Origin of the sequence: Streptomyces sp. MH60, assembly GCF_002939385.1 — a bacterium.
Taxonomy (GTDB): Bacteria; Actinomycetota; Actinomycetes; order Streptomycetales; family Streptomycetaceae; genus Streptomyces.
In genome coordinates this window covers 1-20,736 of sequence record NZ_MULI01000104.1, presented here as the reverse complement: position 1 = coordinate 20,736, position 20,736 = coordinate 1, and the positions used below count along the sequence as shown (strand labels likewise).

At 71.1% G+C, this 20,736-nt stretch carries 21 protein-coding genes and 5 tRNA genes; 7 read left to right on the top strand and 19 right to left on the bottom strand.

All coding sequences use genetic code 11. From position 1 onward, the window contains the following. Positions 1-260 precede the first annotated feature (260 nt). Positions 261-1,463 carry an FAD-dependent monooxygenase gene (locus tag BZZ08_RS35195; RefSeq protein ID WP_104636247.1) on the top strand — a complete coding sequence of 401 codons (1,203 nt, stop codon included), beginning with the start codon at positions 261-263 and terminating at the stop codon, positions 1,461-1,463. Here the strand turns inward: BZZ08_RS35195 and thiD are convergent. Further along, positions 1,444-2,244 (bottom strand): bifunctional hydroxymethylpyrimidine kinase/phosphomethylpyrimidine kinase, encoded by an 801-nt coding sequence (gene thiD / locus BZZ08_RS35190; RefSeq protein ID WP_104636246.1) that lies wholly within the window; start codon positions 2,242-2,244, stop codon positions 1,444-1,446. The two genes, BZZ08_RS35195 and thiD, sit on opposite strands and share 20 nt — an antisense overlap. After that, positions 2,241-3,209: a thiamine-phosphate kinase gene (locus tag BZZ08_RS35185; protein ID WP_052838407.1), complete on the bottom strand. Its 969-nt coding sequence runs from the start codon at positions 3,207-3,209 to the stop codon at positions 2,241-2,243. Before BZZ08_RS35185 ends, thiD begins: the two co-directional genes overlap by 4 nt. 233 nt (positions 3,210-3,442) lie before the next feature. Between BZZ08_RS35185 and BZZ08_RS35180 the strand changes: the two genes are divergently transcribed. Further along, a complete protein-coding gene (locus BZZ08_RS35180) occupies positions 3,443-3,676 on the top strand; it encodes an Lrp/AsnC family transcriptional regulator (RefSeq protein WP_003973433.1) in 234 nt (77 codons plus the stop codon). 210 nt (positions 3,677-3,886) lie between these two features. On the opposite strand, the gene BZZ08_RS35170 is transcribed toward BZZ08_RS35180, so the two are convergent. The 3 genes from BZZ08_RS35170 to BZZ08_RS35160 form a co-directional block, all read right to left on the bottom strand. Next, positions 3,887-5,056, bottom strand: coding sequence for a D-alanine--D-alanine ligase family protein (locus BZZ08_RS35170; RefSeq protein ID WP_104636245.1), 1,170 nt, complete (start codon positions 5,054-5,056; stop codon positions 3,887-3,889). 103 nt (positions 5,057-5,159) lie between these two features. Next, entirely contained in the window at positions 5,160-6,170 is a 1,011-nt protein-coding gene (locus BZZ08_RS35165; RefSeq protein WP_104636244.1) for an NAD(P)H-dependent glycerol-3-phosphate dehydrogenase, read from the bottom strand. Beyond that, a complete protein-coding gene (locus tag BZZ08_RS35160) occupies positions 6,167-6,973 on the bottom strand; it encodes a lysophospholipid acyltransferase family protein (RefSeq protein ID WP_104636243.1) in 807 nt (268 codons plus the stop codon). The genes BZZ08_RS35165 and BZZ08_RS35160 overlap by 4 nt, the downstream gene beginning before the upstream one ends. 143 nt (positions 6,974-7,116) lie before the next feature. Between BZZ08_RS35160 and cofC the strand changes: the two genes are divergently transcribed. Together cofC and BZZ08_RS35150 are read left to right on the top strand one after the other, a co-directional pair. Further along, entirely contained in the window at positions 7,117-7,755 is a 639-nt protein-coding gene (gene cofC, locus BZZ08_RS35155; RefSeq protein WP_104636242.1) for a 2-phospho-L-lactate guanylyltransferase, read from the top strand. Between the two features lie 9 nt (positions 7,756-7,764). Continuing rightward, positions 7,765-7,986 carry a hypothetical protein gene (locus tag BZZ08_RS35150; RefSeq protein WP_104636241.1) on the top strand — a complete coding sequence of 74 codons (222 nt, stop codon included), beginning with the start codon at positions 7,765-7,767 and terminating at the stop codon, positions 7,984-7,986. Between the two features lie 116 nt (positions 7,987-8,102). Here the strand turns inward: BZZ08_RS35150 and BZZ08_RS35145 are convergent, their stop codons facing one another. The 4 genes from BZZ08_RS35145 to leuC form a co-directional block, all read right to left on the bottom strand. Next, positions 8,103-8,759 (bottom strand): HU family DNA-binding protein, encoded by a 657-nt coding sequence (locus BZZ08_RS35145; protein WP_104636240.1) that lies wholly within the window; start codon positions 8,757-8,759, stop codon positions 8,103-8,105. A 137-nt stretch (positions 8,760-8,896) separates the two neighbouring features. Next, positions 8,897-9,127: a hypothetical protein gene (locus tag BZZ08_RS35140; RefSeq protein WP_052838413.1), complete on the bottom strand. Its 231-nt coding sequence runs from the start codon at positions 9,125-9,127 to the stop codon at positions 8,897-8,899. Positions 9,128-9,415: 288 nt separating this feature from the next. Continuing rightward, positions 9,416-10,009 carry a 3-isopropylmalate dehydratase small subunit gene (gene leuD, locus BZZ08_RS35135; RefSeq protein WP_104636239.1) on the bottom strand — a complete coding sequence of 198 codons (594 nt, stop codon included), beginning with the start codon at positions 10,007-10,009 and terminating at the stop codon, positions 9,416-9,418. A gap of 5 nt (positions 10,010-10,014) precedes the next feature. Further along, positions 10,015-11,445, bottom strand: coding sequence for a 3-isopropylmalate dehydratase large subunit (leuC, locus tag BZZ08_RS35130; protein ID WP_104636238.1), 1,431 nt, complete (start codon positions 11,443-11,445; stop codon positions 10,015-10,017). Positions 11,446-11,642: 197 nt separating this feature from the next. On the opposite strand from leuC, the gene ndgR reads away from it, so the two are divergent. Beyond that, on the top strand, positions 11,643-12,359 hold the full coding sequence (gene ndgR / locus BZZ08_RS35125) for an IclR family transcriptional regulator NdgR (protein ID WP_011030305.1): 717 nt from the start codon (positions 11,643-11,645) through the stop codon (positions 12,357-12,359). Positions 12,360-12,426: 67 nt separating this feature from the next. Here the strand turns inward: ndgR and BZZ08_RS35120 are convergent, their stop codons facing one another. Further along, positions 12,427-13,035, bottom strand: coding sequence for a DUF4188 domain-containing protein (locus BZZ08_RS35120; RefSeq protein ID WP_104636237.1), 609 nt, complete (start codon positions 13,033-13,035; stop codon positions 12,427-12,429). A gap of 82 nt (positions 13,036-13,117) precedes the next feature. Here BZZ08_RS35120 and BZZ08_RS35115 point away from each other — a divergent pair, with 82 nt between their 5' ends. After that, positions 13,118-13,762, top strand: a complete 645-nt coding sequence (locus BZZ08_RS35115; RefSeq protein ID WP_104636236.1) for a MerR family transcriptional regulator — start codon at positions 13,118-13,120, stop codon at positions 13,760-13,762. 59 nt (positions 13,763-13,821) lie between these two features. On the opposite strand, the gene BZZ08_RS35110 is transcribed toward BZZ08_RS35115, so the two are convergent. The 9 genes from BZZ08_RS35110 to BZZ08_RS35070 form a co-directional block, all read right to left on the bottom strand. Next, a tRNA-Glu gene (locus tag BZZ08_RS35110) sits at positions 13,822-13,894 on the bottom strand. A gap of 44 nt (positions 13,895-13,938) precedes the next feature. Continuing rightward, positions 13,939-14,010: transfer RNA gene (locus BZZ08_RS35105), tRNA-Gln, on the bottom strand. Positions 14,011-14,030: 20 nt separating this feature from the next. After that, positions 14,031-14,103: transfer RNA gene (locus BZZ08_RS35100), tRNA-Glu, on the bottom strand. A 62-nt stretch (positions 14,104-14,165) separates the two neighbouring features. Next, positions 14,166-14,238, bottom strand: a tRNA-Glu gene (locus BZZ08_RS35095). A gap of 39 nt (positions 14,239-14,277) precedes the next feature. Further along, positions 14,278-14,349 (bottom strand) — tRNA-Gln (locus BZZ08_RS35090). Positions 14,350-14,441: 92 nt separating this feature from the next. Further along, the gene (locus BZZ08_RS35085; RefSeq protein WP_104636248.1) at positions 14,442-15,176 is read right to left on the bottom strand and encodes an HAD family hydrolase; all 735 of its coding nucleotides are present in this window, start codon (positions 15,174-15,176) and stop codon (positions 14,442-14,444) included. A 164-nt stretch (positions 15,177-15,340) separates the two neighbouring features. Then, the gene (gene gltX / locus BZZ08_RS35080; RefSeq protein WP_104636235.1) at positions 15,341-16,825 is read right to left on the bottom strand and encodes a glutamate--tRNA ligase; all 1,485 of its coding nucleotides are present in this window, start codon (positions 16,823-16,825) and stop codon (positions 15,341-15,343) included. Continuing rightward, the gene (locus tag BZZ08_RS35075; protein ID WP_104636234.1) at positions 16,818-17,603 is read right to left on the bottom strand and encodes a fumarylacetoacetate hydrolase family protein; all 786 of its coding nucleotides are present in this window, start codon (positions 17,601-17,603) and stop codon (positions 16,818-16,820) included. Before BZZ08_RS35075 ends, gltX begins: the two co-directional genes overlap by 8 nt. A 103-nt stretch (positions 17,604-17,706) precedes the next feature. After that, entirely contained in the window at positions 17,707-17,895 is a 189-nt protein-coding gene (locus BZZ08_RS35070; RefSeq protein WP_198601876.1) for a hypothetical protein, read from the bottom strand. Between the two features lie 602 nt (positions 17,896-18,497). Between BZZ08_RS35070 and BZZ08_RS35065 the strand changes: the two genes are divergently transcribed. Further along, positions 18,498-20,736 (top strand): sensor histidine kinase (locus tag BZZ08_RS35065; protein WP_133169244.1); only part of this gene is annotated, 2,239 nt, incomplete at its 3' end.

Genomic DNA, 20,736 nt, shown 5'->3' with positions numbered 1-20,736 from the left:
CCTTCGAGCGCGGGCGGGGACTGCGGGCGGCGGCGGTGGGCGAGCGGTAGACGGCGGTGGGCGAGGGGCAGGCGGCGGCGACCGCCCCCGGGACACACCCGCCAGGGCCTCGCGTGGCCCCCCGAGCCGACGCCGGCCCGCCACACGCACCGCCCCCCTGGCCCACCCGTGCGGCCGTGCGGCCGTGCGGTCAGCCTCCGTCAGCCCCCGGTGAGCGGACGGTGGGCGAACGGTAAGCGGTGCCGCCGAGGCTCTGTGCCATGACGCATACACACCGCCTCGGCCACCTCACCGTCCTCGTCTCCGGCGCCGGCGTCGCCGGGCCCGCCCTCGCCCTCTGCCTCGCCCGGTACGGTGCCCGGGTCACCGTCGTAGAGAGGGCGCCCGCACTGCGCGGGGACGGCTTCGCCGTCGACTTCCGGGGCCAGGTGCACCGGAGGGTGCTCACCGCCATGGGGATCTGGGACGAGATCCACGCCCGCCAGACCCGCATGGGCCGCCAGACCGTCGTTGCCGCCGACGGCGCACCGCGCGTGGACCTGCCCGCCGAGATGATGAGCGGGGACGTCGAGATCTTCCGCGGCGAACTGGCGAGGATCCTGCACGAGCGCACCGAGGACACCGTCGAGTACGTCTTCGGCGACTCGGTCGACACGCTCACCGACACCGGGGACGGAGTCGACGTCACCTTCGAGCACGCCGCGCCCCGCCGCTTCGACCTCGTCGTCGGCGCCGACGGCCTGCACTCGCGCACCCGCCGCCTGGTCTTCGGCGACGAGTCCCGGTACCTGCGCTTCCAGGACCACTACGTGGCCGGCTTCGGCATCCCCAACCACCTGGGCCTCGACCGCACCGGCCGCCTGTACAGCGAGCCGGGCCGCGCGGTCTGCGTCGGCAACTACGACGGGGACCCGGAACGCGCGGGCGCCCTCCTGGTGTTCCGCTCGGAGCCGTTGGCGTACGACCGCGGGGACGTGGCCGCGCAGAAGCGGATCCTGCGGGAGCGGTTCGCGGGGATGGGCTGGGAGGCGCCGAGCGTGCTGAAGGCGCTGGAGGACGCCGACGACCTGTACTTCGACGCGATCGCGCAGATCCACGTCGACCGGCTCACCAAGGGACGCGTCGCGCTGCTCGGCGACGCCGGGTACGGCGCCACCATGGGGGGCATGGGCACGGGCGTCGCGATCGTCGGCGCCCACGTCCTCGCCGGGGAACTCGCCCTGGCCGGTGGCGACCACCGCACCGCGTTCGCCGAGTACGAGACGCGGATCCGGGACTTCGCCAAGGGCTGCCAGAAGATCTCCGGCAACGCGGGCCCGTTCTTCGCCCCGCCCACCGAGCGCCGTATCCGCAGCCGCGACCGCATGTACCGGCTGCTCAGCCACCGCCTGATGGCGGGCTTCTTCAAGCGGCTGACGGAGAAGGCGGCCACCGGCATCGAACTCAGGGAGTATCCCGCCTGAGCGCCCAGCCGTGGTCCACCGGTCCGATGCCGCCGCCGAGCGGGAACCCGGCCGCGATCGCCCCGGTGACGTACTCCTTGGCCGCGCTCACCGCCTCCGGCACCGACTGCCCCTTCGCCAGCCCGCAGGCCACGGCCGAGGCGAGGGTGCAGCCGGTGCCGTGCGTGTGGCGGTTGTCGAGGCGGGGTGCGCGCAACCAGTGCTCCTCGGAGCCGTCGGTGAGCAGGTCGACGGCGTCACCGGCCAGGTGGCCGCCCTTGATCAGCGCCCAGCGCGGGCCGTACTCCAGCACGGCGGCCGCGGCCCGGCGCAGGTCGGTGTCGGACTCGACGCGTACGCCGGTGAGTTGGGCGACCTCGTCGAGGTTGGGGGTGGCGACGGTGGCGACCGGGAGGAGCCTGGTGCGGACCGACTCCAGGGCCGAGGCGGCGAGCAGCGCGTCCCCGTGCTTGGAGACGCCGACCGGGTCGACGACCACCGGGGCGTCGGTGCCGGCGAGCAACTCGGCGACGGCCTCGACGAGTTCGGCGGAGGAGAGCATCCCGGTCTTGACCGCCTGTACGCCGATGTCGTCCACGACGCTGCGGTACTGGGCGCGCACCGCGTCCACCGGCAGTTCCCAGGCGCCCTGCACGCCGCGGGAGTTCTGCGCGGTGACCGCGGTGAGGACGCTCATGCCGTGGGTGCCGAGGGCGAGCATCGTCTTCAGGTCGGCCTGGACGCCGGCGCCGCCGCCGGAGTCGGAGCCCGCCACGGTGAGGACCAGGGGCGGTGCGGTCACGACTCCACGTCCCCGCCGAAGTGGTCCCAGCCGCCCTTGCTGGTCCACGGCGCCCCGTCCACGGTCACCTGGGGCAGCGCGGACGGGTTGAGGACCTCGCCGATGACCTTCCAGCGGGCGGGCAGCTTCACGTCCGGCGGGAAGGTCGCCACGATCGCGTGGTCCTCGCCCCCGGTGAGCACCCACTGCATGGGGTCGACGCCGACGGCCTGCCCGATGTCGTTCATCTGGGAGGGGATGTCGATCTGCCCGGAGCGCACGTCGATCCTGACCTTGCTGGCCTCGGCGATGTGCCCCAGGTCGGCGATCAGTCCGTCGCTCACGTCGCACATGGCGGTGGCGCCCAGGCCCGCGGCGGCCGGACCCGCGTGGTAGGGCGGCTCGGGGCGGCGGTGGGCCTCGACGAAGGCGCGCGGCGAGCGGAAGCCGCGGGACAGGACGGCGAACCCGGCGGCGGACCAGCCCAGCCAGCCGGTCACCGCGACGAGGTCGCCGGGCTGGGCGCCGCCCCGGGTGACGGGTTCCTGGTTGCGCAGGTCGCCGAGGGCGGTGATGGACACGGTGATGGTGTCGCCGCGCACCACGTCGCCGCCGACCACGGAGGCGCCCGCGACCTGGCACTCGTCGCGCAGCCCGTCCATCAGCTCGGTCGGCCAGGTCACCGGCAGTTCGGCGGGCACGACCAGACCGAGCAGCAGCGCGGTCGGCACGGCGCCCATGGCGGCGATGTCGGCCAGGTTCTGCGCCGCCGCCTTGCGGCCCACGTCGTACGCGGTGGACCAGTCCCGGCGGAAGTGCCGCCCCTCGACGAGGATGTCGGTGCTGGCCACCACCCTGCGGTCGGGCGCGGCCACCACCGCGGCGTCGTCGCCGGGGCCGACCCGGACCGCGGGGGTGGTGGTGAGACGGGAGGTGAGCTCCCTGATGAGCCCGAACTCCCCCAGCTCACCAACAGTGCCCTTCATCGCCTTGGCTCCCCTTCCGTCCCTGTCCGTGTCCGTGCCCGGTCGCGCGTCATCTCTGTCCTCGTTACGGTCGAAAGGACCGTCGCCACGGTCGGCGTGATCGTCAACTCGTGTTGCTCAGGCACCCCGACGCGCGAGGTCCGGGGCCCGTGGGTCTCCCCGCGGAGAGCGGCTACGCGATACCGTGGCGTTCCTTTTCCCCACATGATCCTCGTGGCCGCTCTGGAGGTTCCGTGGTACAGGCGTACATCCTGATCCAGACGGAGGTCGGCAAGGCGTCGACCGTCGCCGAGACGATCAGCAAGCTCCCTGGAGTGATCCAGGCCGAGGACGTGACAGGACCTTACGACGTCATTGTCCGCGCCCAGTCCGACACCGTCGACGAACTGGGTCGCATGGTGGTCGCCAAGGTCCAGCAGGTGGACGGCATCACGCGCACCCTGACCTGTCCGGTCGTCCATCTCTAGCCCCTCTCCGCCCACTCGCCGCCTGCTGTGCGGTCCGCTCGCTCTCGCCCTGTTGATCGCCACAGCGGGCTGCTCCTCAGCAGACGACGGCGAGTCGGTGGCGGTTCCCGGACCGGACGGGAAACCCGCTGATCATACTGCGAGAAGGCGACCCCCGAGGGGATCGCCTTCTCGGCCGTGCACGGCGCGGGTGTGGCGGGGCGGGAGGCGTCAGCGCAGTCCCGTGGGCCGCCGCAGCGCCGCCTGGACGAGCCGGTCCACCAGCTCCGGGTAGCTCACGCCGCTCGCCTGCCACATCTGCGGGTACATGGAGATCGGCGTGAAGCCGGGCATGGTGTTGATCTCGTTGATCACGAACTCGTCGTCCTCGGTGAGGAAGAAGTCCGCGCGCACCAGCCCCTCGCAGGAGGCCGCGTCGAACGCCGCCACGGCGAGGCGCTGGACCTCGGCGGTCTCCTCGGCCGTGAGCGGGGCCGGCACGATGCCGGGGGTCGAGTCGATGTACTTGGCCTCGAAGTCGTAGTACGCGTGCTGCGAGGGCGGCGGGATCTCCGCGGGGACGGACGCCCGGGGCCCGTCCTCGAACTCCAGCACCCCGCACTCGATCTCCCGGCCCCGCAGCGCCGCCTCGACCAGGATCTTCGGGTCGTGCCGCCGGGCCTCCTCGATCGCCTCGTCCAGCCCCGCGAGGTCGTCGACCTTGGTGATGCCGATCGAGGAACCCGCGCGCGCGGGCTTCACGAACAGCGGCCAGCCGTGCTCGCCGGCGAAGTCGACGATCTTCCTGCGGGCGCCGGAACGGTCCTGCTCCCACTCGCGGGGCCGGATCACCGCGTACGGGCCGACCTTCAGCCCGTAGGAGGTGAAGACCGCCTTCATGTACTCCTTGTCCTGGCCGACGGCGGAGGCGAGCACGCCCGCGCCGACGTAGGGCACCCCGGACAGCTCCAGCAGGCCCTGGAGGGTGCCGTCCTCGCCGTAGGGGCCGTGCAGCACGGGGAAGACGACGTCGACCTCGCCCAGCGCCTTGGGCACCGAGCCCGGTTCGCTGTAGACGACCTCACGGCTCGCGGGGTCGACGGGCAGCAGCACGCCGCCCTCGGTCGACTCGGCCAGTTCCTCGACGTCGGGCGTACGGCGTTCGGTGATCGCCATGCGTTCCGGTTCGTCGGCGGTGAGGGCCCAACGGCCGTCCCTGGTGATGCCGATCGGCAGGACGTCGTAGCGCGTCCGGTCGATGGCCGCGAGGACGGCGCCGGCGGTGACCACGGAGATCCCGTGTTCGGAGCTGCGCCCGCCGAACACGACGGCCACACGCGGCTTGCGGGGCGGCCGCTGGGGGCTCTGCTCGGGGCTCTGGGGGAGGTTCTCGGTGCTCATATCGCGTCGAGAGTACCCGCCCGCGGTGCGGTGAGACAGCGTCGGCGGGCCGCGTGGCGCGCGGGTTCCGCTCCGCCCGCCAGGGGGCTTCGCCCGGTGTCGCTCAGCGTCGTTCGGGCTTCGCGCTGCGCGACATCAGTTCCTTCACGGCGACCACCGGGGACTTGCCCTCGTGCACGATGGCGACGACCGTCTCGGTGATCGGCATGTCGACGCCGTGCCTGCGGGCCAGGTCCAGCACCGACTCACAGGACTTGACGCCCTCGGCGGTCTGCTTGGTGACCGCGATGGTCTCCTCCAGGGTCATGCCCTTGCCGAGGTTGGTGCCGAAGGTGTGGTTGCGGGAGAGCGGCGAGGAGCAGGTCGCCACCAGGTCGCCGAGTCCGGCCAGACCGGAGAAGGTCAGCGGATCGGCGCCGAGGGCGACGCCCAGGCGGGTGGTCTCGGCGAGGCCGCGGGTGATGAGGGAGCCCTTGGCGTTGTCGCCGAGGCCCATGCCGTCCGCGATGCCGACGGCGAGACCGATCACGTTCTTCACGGCGCCGCCCAGTTCGCAGCCGACGACGTCGGTGTTGGTGTAGGGGCGGAAGTACGGCGTGTGGCAGGCGGTCTGGAGGCGCTGGGCGACGGACTCGTCGGGGCAGGCGACCACGGCGGCGGCCGGCATGCGGGCGGCGATCTCCCGGGCCAGGTTGGGCCCGGTGACCACGGCGATGCGTTCCGCGCCGACCTTGGCGACGTCTGCGATCACCTCGCTCATCCGCATCGCGGAGCCGAGTTCGACGCCCTTCATCAGCGAGACCAGGACGGTGCCGGGCGCCAGCAGCGGCGTCCAGTCCGCGAGGCCCGCGCGCAACGTCTGGGAGGGCACGGCGAGGACGGTGAAGTCGGCGTCCCGCGCGGCCTCCGCGGCGTCGGTGGTGGCGCGCAGGTTCTCGGGCAGCTCCACGCCGGGCAGGTAGTCCGGGTTGGTGCGGGTGGAGTTGACGGCGTCGGCGAGTGCGGCGCGGCGTCCCCACAGGGTGACCTCGCAGCCCGCGTCGGCGAGGACCGTGCCGAAGGCGGTGCCCCAGGATCCGGTGCCGAAGACGGCCGCCTTGACCGGCTTGCTCACGTGCTCTGCCCTTCTGCCTGCGGTCCCTGGGTCCGGGTCCGGGTCGACGGCGACTGCGCCGACCGCGACTGCGCCTGCGTGCGGCGCCGCTGCTCGATCCGCTCGCGGCGCGGGTCGTAGGGGGTTTCGGGCGCCTTCTCGCCGCGGATCTCCTCCAGCTGGCGGGTGACGGCGGCCATGATGACCTCGGTGGCCTCCTTCAGCAGCTCCGTGGTCATCTCCTTGCCGTAGAACCGCGTCAGGTCGACCGGCGGACCGGCCAGCACCTGGTGGGTCTTGCGCGGCAGGAGGTTCGGCTTCTTGGCGTACGGCGGCAGCAGTTCGTTGCAGCCCCACTGGGCGACCGGGATCACCGGGCACTTGGTCTGCAGGGCGACGCGCGCGGCACCGGTCTTGGCGGTCATCGGCCAGCCGTCCGGGTCGCGGGTGAGGGTGCCCTCGGGGTAGAACGCGACGCACTCGCCACGCTCCACGGCGTCGATCGCGGCCCGGAAGGCGCTCAGCGCGTCGGTGCTCTCGCGGTAGACGGGGATCTGTCCGGTCCCCCGCATCGCGGCGCCGACGAAGCCCTTCTTGAAAAGGGCGCTCTTCGCCAGGAATCGCGGGACGCGTCCGGTGTTGTACTGGTAGTGCGCGTACGCGAAGGGGTCGACGTGCGAATTGTGGTTCACGGCGGTGATAAATCCGCCCTCGGCCGGAATGTTCTCCATTCCCCGCCAGTCCCGCTTGATCAGAACCACCAGCGGCGGTTTGCAGATCACCGCGGCCAAGCGGTACCAGAAGCCGATTCTGCGGCGGGGCACGCGGACACCTTTCCTCCAGGGCCTGGGGCCGGACAAGTGTCGCCCCGGGCCGCCCGTCTGTCGAGAACACCGTACGCCCCGAAGAGTGAACCGCCAGGTCTCGCAGGTGACAATGACGGCGACGAGAGAAGGACGGAACGCTCGTGCAGTGGACCTTGGTCGTACCCGTGAAGCCCCTTGCCCGGGCCAAGAGCAGGCTGTCGGACACCGCGGACGACGGGGTGCGGCCGGGACTCGCGCTGGCGTTCGCACAGGACACCGTGGCAGCCGCGCTGGCCTGCCCGGCGGTCGCCGATGTGGCAGTCGTCACGGACGACGCGCGGGCCGGACGGGAGCTGGCGGCGCTCGGCGCGGGCATCGTCGCGGACGAGCCGGGCGGCGGTCTGAACGCCGCGCTGGCGCACGGGGCGGACGTGGTACGGGCGGCCCGGCCCAAAAGCCCGGTGGCCGCGCTCAACGCCGATCTCCCCGCGCTGCGGCCGGCCGAATTGGCGCGGGTACTGGCCGCGGCCGCGCAATTCCCGCGCGCCTTTCTCCCGGACGCGGCCGGAATCGGCACCACCTTGCTGACCGCGCTGCCGGGCCACGAATTGGCCCCCGCATTCGGCACGGATTCACGGGCCCGCCACCGGGCGTCCGGCGCGGTGGAACTGCGTCCCGGCGCGGTGGATTCCGTACGGCAGGACGTCGACACCGGCGGTGATCTCCGCACCGCGCTGGCGCTCGGGGTGGGGCCCCGTACGGCCGCGGTGGCGGCGCGGCTGCTGATCGCCGGGCAGTAGGCTGCCGGCATGCAGGCGACCGCGTACACGTACGACCCCGAAAGCCGCAGCGGGCAGGTGCTGCTCGACGACGGCACGCCGGTGCCCTTCGACGCGGCGGCCTTCGACGCGGGGGGCCTGCGGCTGCTGCGGCCCGGGCAGCGGGTGCGGATCGAGACCGAGGACACGGAAGCGGGCGCGGGCGCGGGCGCGGGCCGCCGGATCACGCTGGTGACGCTGCAGACGTTCTGATCCGGGGGCTTGCCGCCGGACCCGGACACGCCGCGGGCCGGACTCCCGAGGGAGTCCGGCCCGGCGCGTGAGTGCCCTGTGCCCGTTCGCCCGCTGCCGCGGGCTCCGCCTGCTTGCTACTTCTTGCGGGCGGTGGCCTTCTTGGCGGTGGTCTTGCGGGCCGCCGACTTCTTGGCCGGGGCCTTCTTGGCGGTCGCCTTCTTCGCGGGGGCCTTCTTGGCGGCGGTCTTCTTCGCGGCCGCCGTGGTGGTCTTGGCCGCGGACTTCTTGGCGGTGGTCGTCTTCGCCGTCGTCTTCGCCGCTCCGGTGGTCTTCTTCGCGGTGGTCTTCTTCGCCGCCGCGGACGTCTTCTTGGCCGCGCCCGTGGTCTTCTTCGCGGCGCCCGTGGCCTTCTTCGCGGCGGCCTTCTTGCCCGCGGCCTTGGAGATGGTGGGCGGCGGGCCGGACAGGCTGCCCTTGGGGGCCTTCTTGACCGCGATGTCGTTCTTCGGAAGCTTCTTCGAGCCGCTCACCAGGTCCTTGAAGCCCTGGCCCGCGCGGAAGCGCGGCACGGAGGTCTTCTTGACCCGAACCCGCTCGCCCGTCTGAGGGTTGCGGGCGTAGCGGGCGGGACGGTCGACCTTCTCGAAGGAACCGAAGCCGGTGACCGAGACCCGGTCGCCCGCGACGACGGCACGGACGAGGGCGTCCAGGACCGCGTCGACAGCGTCGGCGGCCTGCTGCCGGCCGCCCAGCTTGTCGGCAATCGCTTCTACGAGCTGCGCCTTGTTCACGTCTTCCCCTTCGGAGACATCGCCAGAACGAATGTGTTCAAGCTTTTTCGCACGTTAGGCAGATATATACCGCAAATCAAACACGAAACGGGCTAATCACCCTTGTGCCGCAACGGACTCGGGCCGCCCTGGCCGGTTCAGCCTTCCTCTTCGGGGAAACGACCCGCGTCGAGGTCGGCGGTGAACCGATCCAGTCGCCTTGCCGCACCGGCGAGATCGTGTTTGGCCGCGGCCGTAATGACCAGCAGCTTCCGGGTCAGCGCCATCCGTACGCCCTCCGGGACTTGCAGTGCGCGCACTCTTGTGTGCGCTTCCTTGAGCCGGACCGCGACCGCCGTATAGAGCTCGAGTTGGCCGTCGTGTTCCATGCACAGATTGTGCCATCTGGGGCGAGTTGTCGCCTGCGCAGGGGGCAACTGCCGCCTCGAACGGCCTTCCTGACGCACTCGGAAGCCGGTCCTCCATCACCTGCGTACCCCGGCAACCACGCCTCTAACGTGGGAAGTTGTGCGTCACATCCGTCTCGGGCGGGCACGGGCGGAACGAAAAACGGCCGTACCCCCGATCGGGCTGATCGGGGGTACGGCGGGGATGTCGGGTGGCCGAAACTCGACCTTGCGGAGCCTCCGCGGGAAGCTCGTGCGGGCTCCGGGTGATCAGACCTGGACGGTCTGCGGCTTGAACGACGGGCGCTTCGCCTCGTACGCGGCGATGTCCGCCTCGTTCTGGAGGGTGATCGAGATGTCGTCCAGCCCGTTCAGCAGCCGCCAGCGGGAGTTCTCGTCCAGCTCGAAGGAGGCGGTGACGCCCTCGGCGCGGACCTCGCGGGCCTCCAGGTCGACGGTGATCTCGGCCTGCGGGTCCCGCTCCACCAGCTCCCACAGCGCGTCCACGATCTTCTGGTCGAGGACCACCGTGAGCAGGCCGTTCTTCAGCGAGTTGCCCCGGAAGATGTCGGCGAAGCGGGAGGAGACCACGGTCTTGAAGCCGTAGTTCTGCAGGGCCCAGACGGCGTGCTCGCGGGAGGAGCCGGTGCCGAAGTCGGGGCCGGCCACCAGGACGGTGGCGCCCTCGCGCTCGGGCCGGTTGAGCACGAACTCCGGGTCCTTGCGCCAGGCCTCGAAGAGCCCGTCCTCGAACCCGTCCCGGGTCACCTTCTTGAGCCAGTGGGCGGGGATGATCTGGTCGGTGTCGACGTTGCTGCGGCGCAGCGGAACGGCCCGGCCGGTGTGCTTGACGAACGCTTCCATGACTCTCAGACTCCAGCGGGCGTGGGGACGTCGGCGGCGGACAGGTCGGCCGGGGAGGCCAGGTGGCCCAGGACCGCCGTCGCGGCCGCGACCTGCGGCGACACCAGGTGGGTGCGGCCGCCCTTGCCCTGGCGCCCCTCGAAGTTGCGGTTGGAGGTGGACGCGGAGCGCTCACCGGGGGCCAGCTGGTCCGGGTTCATGCCCAGGCACATCGAGCAGCCCGCGTGCCGCCATTCGGCGCCGGCCTCCTTGAAGACCACGTCCAGGCCCTCGGAGACGGCCTGCAGACCGACCCGCGCGGAGCCCGGCACGACCAGCATGCGTACGCCGTCGGCGACTTTGCGGTCCCGGACGATCTCGGCGGCGGCGCGCAGGTCCTCGATGCGGCCGTTGGTGCAGGAACCTACGAAGACGGTGTCCACCTTGATGGAGCGCAGCGGCTGCCCCGCCTCCAAGCCCATGTACTCCAGGGCCTTTTCGGCGGCGAAGCGCTCCGAGGCGTCTTCGTACGAAGCCGGGTCGGGGACGGCGGCGGAAAGCGGCGCGCCCTGGCCGGGGTTGGTGCCCCAGGTGACGAACGGCGCCAGCTCGGCGGCCTCGATGACCACCTCGGCGTCGAACTCGGCGTCGTCGTCCGTACGCAGCGTCTTCCAGTACGCGACCGCCGCGTCCCAGTCGGCGCCCTCGGGGGCGTGCGGGCGGCCCTGGAGGTAGGCGAAGGTGGTCTCGTCGGGGGCGATCATGCCCGCGCGGGCGCCGGCCTCGATCGACATGTTGCAGATGGTCATGCGGGCCTCCATCGAGAGCTTCTCGATGGCCTCGCCGCGGTACTCCAGGATGTAGCCCTGGCCGCCGCCGGTGCCGATCCTCGCGATGATCGCCAGGATCAGGTCCTTGGCCGTGACGTCGTCGGGCAGTTCGCCGTTGACCGTGATCGCCATGGTCTTCGGCCGGGCCATGGGCAGCGTCTGGGTGGCCAGCACGTGCTCGACCTGGGAGGTGCCGATGCCGAACGCCAGCGCGCCGAAGGCGCCGTGCGTCGAGGTGTGCGAGTCGCCGCAGACCACGGTGGTGCCCGGCTGGGTCAGGCCCAGCTGCGGGCCGACGACGTGCACGACGCCCTGCTCGACGTCGCCCAGCGGGTGCAGCCGGACGCCGAACTCCGCGCAGTTCGCCCGCAGCGTCTCCAGCTGGACCCGGGAGACCGGGTCCGCGATGGGCTTGTCGATGTCGAGCGTCGGGGTGTTGTGGTCCTCGGTGGCGATGGTCAGGTCGAGCCGCCGCACCGGGCGGCCGCTCTTGCGGAGGCCGTCGAAGGCCTGCGGGCTGGTCACCTCGTGCAGCAGGTGCAGATCGATGAAGAGGAGGTCGGGCTCGCCCTCGGCGCGCCGGACGACGTGGTCGTCCCAGACCTTCTCCGCGAGTGTCCTACCCATCGCTTTCCCTTCGGTCGGCGACGAGGCGCCGACCCAACTAGAGATCTTGGGGAAGCGGTGCCCGCACCCCTGTGTTTCCGGGCAACCGCCACCAGGCCCTCTCGTCACGGGCCTTTGTGACTTCCTGCCGTCCAGGGTGGCGCGTTCCATGGAAAATTGAACTTGCGTTTCACAGAGTGAGACGGGAGTATCGTGTCATGGACAACAGTAGCGGCGTCGGCGTTCTGGACAAGGCGGCCCTCGTCCTGAGCGCTCTGGAGTCCGGCCCGGCCACCCTCGCGGGGTTGGTCGGTGCGACCGGACTGGCACGACCCACGGCCCACCGCCTGGCCGTGGCGCTGGAACACCACCGTATGGTGGCGCGCGACATGCAGGGCCGTTTCATCCTCGGCCCGCGCCTGGCCGAACTGGCCGCGGCGGCCGGCGAGGACCGCCTGCTCGCCACCGCGGGCCCGGTCCTCACCCACCTGCGCGACGTCACCGGCGAGAGCGCCCAGCTTTACCGCCGCCAGGGCGACATGCGCATCTGCGTGGCCGCGGCCGAGCGTCTGTCGGGCCTTCGGGACACGGTCCCGGTCGGCTCCACCCTCACCATGAAGGCCGGTTCCTCGGCGCAGATCCTGATGGCCTGGGAGGAGCCGGAGCGCCTCCACCGCGGCCTCCAGGGCGCCCGCTTCACGGCGACGGCCCTGTCCGGAGTGCGCCGCCGGGGCTGGGCCCAGTCCATCGGCGAGCGGGAGCCCGGCGTCGCGTCCGTCTCCGCGCCGGTGCGCGGCCCGTCCAACCGCGTGGTGGCCGCCGTGTCCGTCTCGGGGCCCATCGAGCGCCTCACCCGCCACCCCGGCCGCATGCACGCGCAGGCGATCATCGACGCCGCCGGCCGCCTCTCCGAAGCGCTGCGCCGCAACGGCTGACCCTCACAGGACACCTCTGACCGGTCAACGGGCCCGCCTCAACGCCGCGGCGGGCCCCGCGCCGCCCTCAGACCCCGTCCCGGGCCCGCTCCGAGGTCCTCTCCGCCGTCTCGGGGGCGGCGACCCGCTTCTCCGTCCCCTTCTCCCCGGCCTCTCCCGCCGTCTTCTCCGCACCGTTCCGCGACCGGTGCGCGAAGCGGTCCTGCGCGCGCCTGCCCCGCCGTTCGAGCGGCACCTGTCCGTGCGCCGCCGCGAGCCCGAAGGGCGGCATGTCCGCGTAGATCGACTCGTACGACCCCTCGGGCACGACGTACGCCTCGTGCCACAGCCCCACGTGCCCGCGCACCGCGCCCTTGCGTTCCTTGCGGTTGATGACCGCCCAGGCCCGGTGGTGGAACATGTCGGGCGCGTGGGCGTACCGGTAGAGCTTCTCCTTGGACTCCCAGTACTGGACGACGTAGTACGTCCGCGGCGAGGCGGTCAGCAGGACGTGGCCCAGCAGCCCCCGCTCGGGGTTCTTCGCCAGCTCGCGGAGCATGCGCGGCATCGCGAGGAGGACCGGCAGCCAGTGGTGCACGGCCCAGAAGTGGTTGATCCGCATGCCGATCAGCAGGACGGTCACGTCCCCCTCGGCGGCGGCCGTGGTGCGGGTCACGGTCGCGGACTTGCCGGGCATGAGCGCCTCCCCCTGTTGGTGAGCTGCACTCTCCAAGCAGCCCTGATGGGATAGTGGCGCTGTCCGAGAAGGGGCGCAAGGGATGCGACTGGCCGACCTGAGCAAGCACAGCGGGGTGTCCACCGCGACGATCAAGTACTACCTGCGGGAGGGGCTGTTGCCGCCGGGCCGGCAGATCAACGCGACCACCGCCGAGTACGACGAGGGCCACCTGCGCCGGCTGCGGCTGGTGCGGGCGCTGATCCAGGTCGGGAAGGTCCCGGTGGCGACGGCCCGCGAGGTGCTGGGGCACGTCGACGACGAGTCGCTGGGGCGCACCATCCGGCTGGGGGCCGCCCTGTGGGCGCTGCCGCAGGACGCCGAGCCGGACGAGGCGGACCCGGCGGTGGCCGCCGCGCGCGTCGAGGTGGACCGGCTGCTTGAGCTGCTGGGCTGGGAGACCTCCCGGGAGTTGGCACCGCTCTCCCCCGTGCACCGCTCCCTGGTGGTGGCGGTGGCCGCGCTGCGCCGCCTCGGCTATCCGTGGGACGCGGAACTGATGGCGCCGTACGGCGCGTTGATGCTGGAGGTGGCCCGGCGGGACCTGGACTTCATGGAGACCCACGCCTCGGAGGCGGAGAAGGTCGAGATGGCGGTCGCGGCGGCGGTGCTCTTCCAGCCGGTGCTGCGGGCCCTGCACCGGCTGGCGCAGGAGGAGGAGTCGGCGCGGCGGTACGGCATCGAGTAGGCGTCGGGGGAACGCCGAAGGGGGCTCCCGCCTCAGCGGAAGCCCCCTTGGGACTCGCGTACCCCCGACCGGATTCGAACCGGCGCTACCGCCTTGAGAGGGCGGCGTGCTAGGCCGCTACACAACGGGGGCGTGGATCTTGCAAGCGTTCGATGTCGCACCGCCGCAGATCCGAGCTGGTCTACCAGGACTCGAACCTAGACTAACTGAACCAGAATCAGTCGTGCTGCCAATTACACCATAGACCAATGTGGTTTAGACCAGTTCGTACCCCCGACCGGATTCGAACCGGCGCTACCGCCTTGAGAGGGCGGCGTGCTAGGCCGCTACACAACGGGGGCCCTAGCGATCCTGCATCGAAGTCAGTGGGAGCGACCCGAACTGCCCTCGCGGGAAGGATCTGTACCCCCGACCGGATTCGAACCGGCGCTACTGCCTTGAGAGGGCAGCGTGCTAGGCCGCTACACAACGGGGGCTTTGCGGATGTGCTCCGCGGCGCAGATAAGCTCTGCGAGCTGGCCTACCAGGACTCGAACCTAGACTAACTGAACCAGAATCAGTCGTGCTGCCAATTACACCATAGGCCACTGGAACGCAAGCCCCGGAGGGGTTCTTGTTCTAGCGTTGCGCTTCCGGTTCCCGGCCCTTCGGCCCGCTCTCCGGCGGCGCAGGAAGAACATTACCCGAAGGTGGACGGGGCTCCAAAACGGGTATCGCCGCCGAGGAGCGCGGGAAGTTCGGCGAGCGAGGCGATCCGCCGCGGTCCGGCCGGCGGGTCGACGGTGGCGTACCCGCCGCCGCGGTCGATCCACACGGAGAGCAGCCCGGCGTCGGCGGCGCCGCGTCCGTCGATCTCCGGGTGGTCGCCGACGTAGGCGACCTCCTCCGGACCGAGGGCGAGGGCGTCGCAGGCCGCGAGGAAGGCCCCGGCCGCCGGCTTGGAGACGCCCAGCTCGGCGGCGCACAGGATGGCCTCGAAGCGGTCGTGCACGCCGAGGACGCGCAGCTTGCGGTCCTGGACGGTGAGGCTGGAGTTGGAGAGCACGGCGTGCCGGTGGCTGTCGGCGAGGGCGTCCAGGACGGGCATCACGTCCGGGAAGAGGGACCAGGCGGCCTCGTAGTGGCTGACGTACCGCTGGAACCAGTCGTCGGCCTCGGCGTCCGTCAGCTCCGGCCGGCCCAGGAAGACCCGGGTGCGGTCGCGCCGCTGTGTGACGAAGTCCACCTCGCCCGCCGAGAAGCGCGCCCACTGCTGGTCGGTGATCTCCCGCCAGCGCACGAGGGCCTCGTCGGCCGACCCGTACCCGGCGAGCAGCCCCTCGGCGACCAGATGGGCGCGCATGCCCTCGCGGTCGGCGGTGGTGTAGTCGAAGAGGGTGTCGTCGACGTCCCAGACCACGGCGCGAATGCTCATGATCCGACGGTAACGCCGGAAGGGCTGGTCCCGGTGCTCTTCGGCGGTCCGGACGAGCACCTGCGCAAAGAGGCCGGCGCGCAGTGACCCGATGACCGAGGGGCGGCACCCGGGACCTTCCGGGTGCCGCCCCTCGGTCGTGTCCGACCGCTGCGCGCGTGGGCCTATGCCGCCAGCCGCGCCAGCGCCGCGTCGATGCGGGCCAGTGCCTGCTCCTTGCCCAGGACCTCCAGGGACTCGAAGAGGGGCAGGCCGACCGTGCGGCCGGTGACGGCGACGCGGACGGGGGCCTGGGCCTTGCCGAGCTTGAGGCCGTGGGCCTCGCCGGCGGCCAGGACGGCCTCCTTGAGGGCCTCCGGGGAAGTCCAGTCGGCGGCGTCCAGCTTCTCGCGGGCCGTGCGCAGCAGTGCGTCCGAGCCCTCCTTCATCGCCTTCGTCCAGCTCGCCTCGTCGAAGACCGGCTCCGGGAGGAAGAGGAAGTCGACGTTGTCGGTGATCTCGGAGAGGACCTTCAGGCGGGTCTGCGCGTGCGGCGCGATCGCCTGCCACTTGGCCTCGTCGAAGTCCTCGGGCGCCCAGGGGGCGGCGGGGGCCTTCAGCCAGGGGCGGCAGCGCTCGGTGAAGTCCTTGACCTCGAGCAGCCGGATGTGGTCGCCGTTGATCGCCTCGCACTTCTTGAGGTCGAAGCGCGCCGGGTTGGGCTGCACGTCGGAGACGTCGAAGGCCGCGACCATCTCCTCGATGGTGAAGATGTCCTGGTCCGCGGAGAGCGACCAGCCGAGGAGGGAGAGGTAGTTGAGCAGTCCCTCGGGGAGGAAGCCGCGCTCGCGGTAGAGGTTGAGGCTCGACTGCGGGTCGCGCTTGGACAGCTTCTTGTTGCCCTCGCCCATGACGTACGGCAGGTGGCCGAAGGCGGGGATCTCCTTGGCGACGCCCAGCTCGATCAGCGCCTTGTACAGGGCGATCTGCCGCGGGGTGGAGGAGAGCAGGTCCTCGCCGCGCAGGACGTGGGTGATCTCCATCAGGGCGTCGTCGACCGGGTTGACCAGCGTGTAGAGGGGCGCCCCGTTGGCGCGGACGATGCCGTAGTCCGGGACGTTCTCCGGGAGGTAGGTGATCTCGCCGCGGACCAGGTCCGTGAAGGTGATCGCCTCGTCGGGCATCCGGAAGCGGACGATGGGCTCCCGGCCCTGCGACTCGTACTCCTCGACCTGGGCGGCGCTCAGCTCGCGGCAGTGGCCGTCGTAGCCGGAGGGCTTGCCGGCGGCGCGGGCGGCCTCGCGGCGGGTGTCCAGCTCCTCCTGGGAGCAGTAGCAGCGGTAGGCGTGGCCGGCGTCGAGGAGCTTGCCGGCGACGTCCCGGTAGATGTCCATGCGCTGCGACTGGCGGTACGGCGCGTGCGGGCCGCCGACCTCCGGGCCCTCGTCCCAGTCGAAGCCCAGCCAGCGCATCGAGTCGAGCAGCTGGTCGTACGACTCCTCGGAGTCGCGGGCCGCGTCGGTGTCCTCGATGCGGAAGACCAGCGTGCCCTGGTGGTGGCGCGCGAAGGCCCAGTTGAACAGGGCGGTGCGGACCAGGCCCACGTGGGGGTTGCCGGTGGGGGACGGACAGAAACGGACGCGTACGGGGGAGCCGGGTGCGCTAGCCACGCTTGACAACCTTGTTGGTGAGAGTGCCGATGCCTTCGATGGTGACGGCGACCTCGTCGCCGACGTTGAGGGGGCCGACGCCGGCCGGGGTGCCCGTGAGAATCACGTCACCGGGGAGCAGCGTCATCGCCTCGGAGATGTTGACGATCAGATCCGCGATGGAGTGGATCATCTCGCTGGTGCGGCCGAGCTGCCGCTGGCCCCCGTTGACCGTGAGCTGGATGGTCAGGTCGCCCGCGGTCGCGAGGTCGAGGTCCGTCTCCACCCAGGGGCCGAGCGGACAGGAGGAGTCGAAGCCCTTGGCCCTGGCCCACTGCTTCTCGCGGCGCTGCACGTCGCGGGCGGTGACGTCGTTGGCGCAGGTGTAGCCGAAGATCACGTCCTGGACGCGCTCGCGCGGGACCTCGCGGCACATGCGGCCGATGACGACGGCCAGTTCGGCCTCGTGGTGCAGTTCCTCGCTGAAGGAGGGGTACTGGATGGCGTCGCCGGTGCCGATCACGGAGGTGGACGGCTTGAAGAAGGCGAACGGGGCGTCGGGCACCTCGTTGCCGAGTTCGCGGGCGTGCTCGGCGTAGTTGCGGCCGAAGGCGACGACCTTGTTGGGGAGTACCGGCGGCAGGAGCCGCACCTTGCTCAGGGGCACCTTGGTGCCGGAGAGCTCGTAGTCCGCGAACGGGATGCCCTTGATGATGTCGAGGACGAGCTGGTCCGGCTGGTCGCCCTCGACCGCGCCGAAGGCGACGTTCCCGTCGATGGAGAACCTGGCGATGCGCACGGGTTGCTTGGCCCCTTGACTGAGCTGGCTGGAGTCTGACGCTCCAGGCTAACGCCCACACGGGCCCGGGCAGCCGCTGAACGGTCTCCGGCTCGGTGCCGTACTACTCTGCGACCGACGCCGCGACCGGGACCTCCATGAGGATCGTGCGGCGGGGGTTGGCGGTCTGGGCGGGGAGCTCGACGGCGTGCTCCGGCTGTTCCGGCGTCTGCAGTTCATCGGCGCCCTCGAGGTGCGCCAGCGTCGTGCGTCGCGGGTTGGCGATCTTGTGGAACATCATCGTCGTCTTCACGGTTGTACGAGGCCCTGTCGTGTCCGGGCGCCCGAGGGGCGGCGAAAGCCTCTGCGAGGGCGCGGGTTGTCGGTTTTGCCTTCTCTGTAAAGCGTCAGGCTAAACACGCCATTCCCCGCCGACCGTGGGGGAGCCCACGATCTGGGTGTGAGTTTGCTCACTTATCAAGGGTCAAACCGGTCAATTGCGACGCCGATGCCTCTCGGACCAAACAGACATTGCACACCTGAAGCCATCATTCCGCTGCTGATCATGTCGACTGGGACACCCTTCACGCCTCGACGACTCGCGTGCATACGTCCGCTTTACGGGTGATGATCTTCTACGGCTAGTGACCCGGCCCTCACGTGGTGTCACGTATCTCACGGCCTGCCCCACGGGCCTTGTTGGAGATCCTGCACTGTGCTGGAATTCCACGGACCGCCGCGGGATCGAGCCGGCGCACAGGGGGCGCACACCAGCGCCGAGCGGCGGCGAGAAGGGGGAACCAGCGCCGGTCACTCACGACCAACACAGGGGCGAATTCAGGGCGCCCCTTTGACGCCGACACCGTGCCCAGCCGTTCACGCGGACGGGCGCCTGGTCCAGAGGTTGCGACGCTAGTGCAGGGACGTTTCAAGAGGGATGGCAGCGCTTCGGCGGAGCCGGAGCCGCAGGGCGGGACTGGCCCCAAGGCCGTCAGCTCCTCGCCCCAGCACGCCCAGAACCCGGGCCAGACCCAGTCCGGCGACGGCGGGGAGCGCGCCGGTCAGGCGACGGGCCCGTCCGCTCCCGGCCAGCAGCCGCCCGCCAAGCCGGCCAAGGGCTCGACCGGCCCCGGCCCGCGAATAGCCCTGCGCAACTGGCGGATCTCCACCCGTCTGGTCTCGCTGCTGGCGCTTCCGGTGGTCGCGGCGACCTCGCTGGGCGCACTGCGCATCAACCAGTCGATGGACGACATCCAGCAGCTCGAGAACATGAAGCTGCTGACCGAGATGACCAAGCAGGCCACGGAGCTGGCCGCCGCGCTCCAGGAAGAGCGCGACCAGTCCGCCGGCCCGCTGGCCCACGGATCGAAGTCCAGCGCGATCGCCGTCAAGGGCGACCGCGAGCAGACCGACCGGGCCCTGAAGAACTTCCTCGACAAGTCCGAGCAGATCGACTCGGCGAGCAAGGACGGCAAGCTCGTCGGCGTCCGGGACAGCCTCGTCGGCATCGCGAGCGACCTGAACGACCTGACCAAGATCCGCAGCACGGCGTACACGGCCAACGACAACTCGACCCAGACCGTCGAGGCCTACCACCGCCTGATCACCCACCTGCTCGACCTCTCGCAGGACATGGCGGAGGCGACCAGCAACCCCGACATGATCCAGCGCACGCGCGCCCTGTCGGCCTTCTCCTCGGCCAAGGAGTACGCGTCGATCCAGCGCGCGGTCCTCGCCGCGGCGCTCCCGGCGAACAACAAGGACAAGGGCGACCTCGCCGAGAACGACCGGCTGTACGCCCAGTCCGCGCTGCAGAGCCAGACCTCGGACCTGCGCAGCTTCACCAGCATCTACGGCGAGGGCGCCGAGGACCTGCTCAAGCCGATCTCCGAGGGCAACCCGGTGATCGAGGCGTCCGACCAGTACGCGGGCCGCGCCCTCAGCAAGACCGACGGCCTGGCGGGCCTGAGGTCCCGGTCCTACCAGGACTGGCTGGACGACAGCTCCACCAAGATCCAGCAGATGAAGAACATCGAGCTGAAGCTGCTGGAGGACATGGAGCAGCAGGCCCGAGAGCTGCGCAACGAGTCCGAGCAAGAGGCCATCATCTCCGGTGTCCTCATCCTGCTCGTGCTCGGCGTCTCCCTGGTCGGCGCGTTCGTCGTGGCCCGGTCCATGATCCGCTCGCTGCGCCGCCTGGAGGACACCGCGACCAAGGTCGCCCAGGACCGCCTGCCCGAGCTGGTCAAGCAGCTCTCCGAGACCGACCCGCAGGACGTCGACACCTCGGTGGAGTCGGTCGGTGTGCACTCCCGGGACGAGATCGGCCGAGTGGCCGCGGCCTTCGACGACGTGCACCGCGAGGCGGTCCGCCTCGCCGCCGAGCAGGCCCTGCTGCGGGGCAACGTCAACGCGATGTTCACCAACCTCTCGCGCCGCTCCCAGGGCCTCATCCAGCGTCAGCTCTCGCTCATCTCCGAACTGGAGTCCCGCGAGGCCGACCCGGACCAGCTGTCCTCGCTGTTCAAGCTCGACCACCTCGCGACGCGCATGCGCCGTAACGGTGAGAACCTCCTCGTCCTCGCCGGTGAGGAGCCGGGCCGGCGCTGGACCCGCCCGGTCCCGCTGGTCGACGTGCTCCGCGCCGCCGCCTCCGAGGTGGAGCAGTACGAGCGCATCGAGCTGGCCTCCGTGCCGAGCACCGAGGTCGCCGGCCGCGTGGTCAACGACCTCGTGCACCTGCTCGCCGAGCTGCTGGAGAACGCGACCTCGTTCTCCTCGCCGCAGACCAAGGTCAAGGTCACCGGTCACGCGCTGCCCGACGGCCGGGTGCTGATCGAGATCCACGACACCGGCATCGGTCTCTCGCCGGAGGACCTGGCCGCGATCAACGAACGGCTCGCCTCGCCGCCCACCGTGGACGTCTCCGTCTCCCGCCGCATGGGTCTGTTCGTGGTCGGCCGCCTCTCGCAGCGCCACGGCATCCGCATCCAGCTGCGGCCGTCCGACTCCGGCGGTACGACCGCGCTGGTCATGCTGCCCGTCGACGTCGCCCAGGGCGGCCGCAAGCCGCAGCCCAAGCAGGGTCAGCCCGGCTCGGGCAACGGCGGTCCGGCCGCCGCGCAGGCCGCGGCCGGTGTCGCGGCGGCCCGCC

Bases quoted from the DNA above. Each gene is read 5' to 3' on its own strand.
- BZZ08_RS35195 (WP_104636247.1), top strand. From the start codon at position 261: ATGACGCATACACACCGCCTCGGCCACCTCACCGTCCTCGTCTCCGGC.
- BZZ08_RS35115 (WP_104636236.1), top strand. From the start codon at position 13,118: ATGCGACTGGCCGACCTGAGCAAGCACAGCGGGGTGTCCACCGCGACG.
- BZZ08_RS35085 (WP_104636248.1), bottom strand. From the start codon at position 15,176: ATGAGCATTCGCGCCGTGGTCTGGGACGTCGACGACACCCTCTTCGAC.
- BZZ08_RS35170 (WP_104636245.1), bottom strand. From the start codon at position 5,056: ATGAGCACCGAGAACCTCCCCCAGAGCCCCGAGCAGAGCCCCCAGCGG.
- BZZ08_RS35140 (WP_052838413.1), bottom strand. From the start codon at position 9,127: ATGGAACACGACGGCCAACTCGAGCTCTATACGGCGGTCGCGGTCCGG.
- leuD (WP_104636239.1), bottom strand. From the start codon at position 10,009: ATGGAAGCGTTCGTCAAGCACACCGGCCGGGCCGTTCCGCTGCGCCGC.
- BZZ08_RS35185 (WP_052838407.1), bottom strand. From the start codon at position 3,209: ATGAAGGGCACTGTTGGTGAGCTGGGGGAGTTCGGGCTCATCAGGGAG.
- BZZ08_RS35150 (WP_104636241.1), top strand. From the start codon at position 7,765: ATGCAGGCGACCGCGTACACGTACGACCCCGAAAGCCGCAGCGGGCAG.
- ndgR (WP_011030305.1), top strand. From the start codon at position 11,643: ATGGACAACAGTAGCGGCGTCGGCGTTCTGGACAAGGCGGCCCTCGTC.
- leuC (WP_104636238.1), bottom strand. From the start codon at position 11,445: ATGGGTAGGACACTCGCGGAGAAGGTCTGGGACGACCACGTCGTCCGG.
- BZZ08_RS35120 (WP_104636237.1), bottom strand. From the start codon at position 13,035: ATGCCCGGCAAGTCCGCGACCGTGACCCGCACCACGGCCGCCGCCGAG.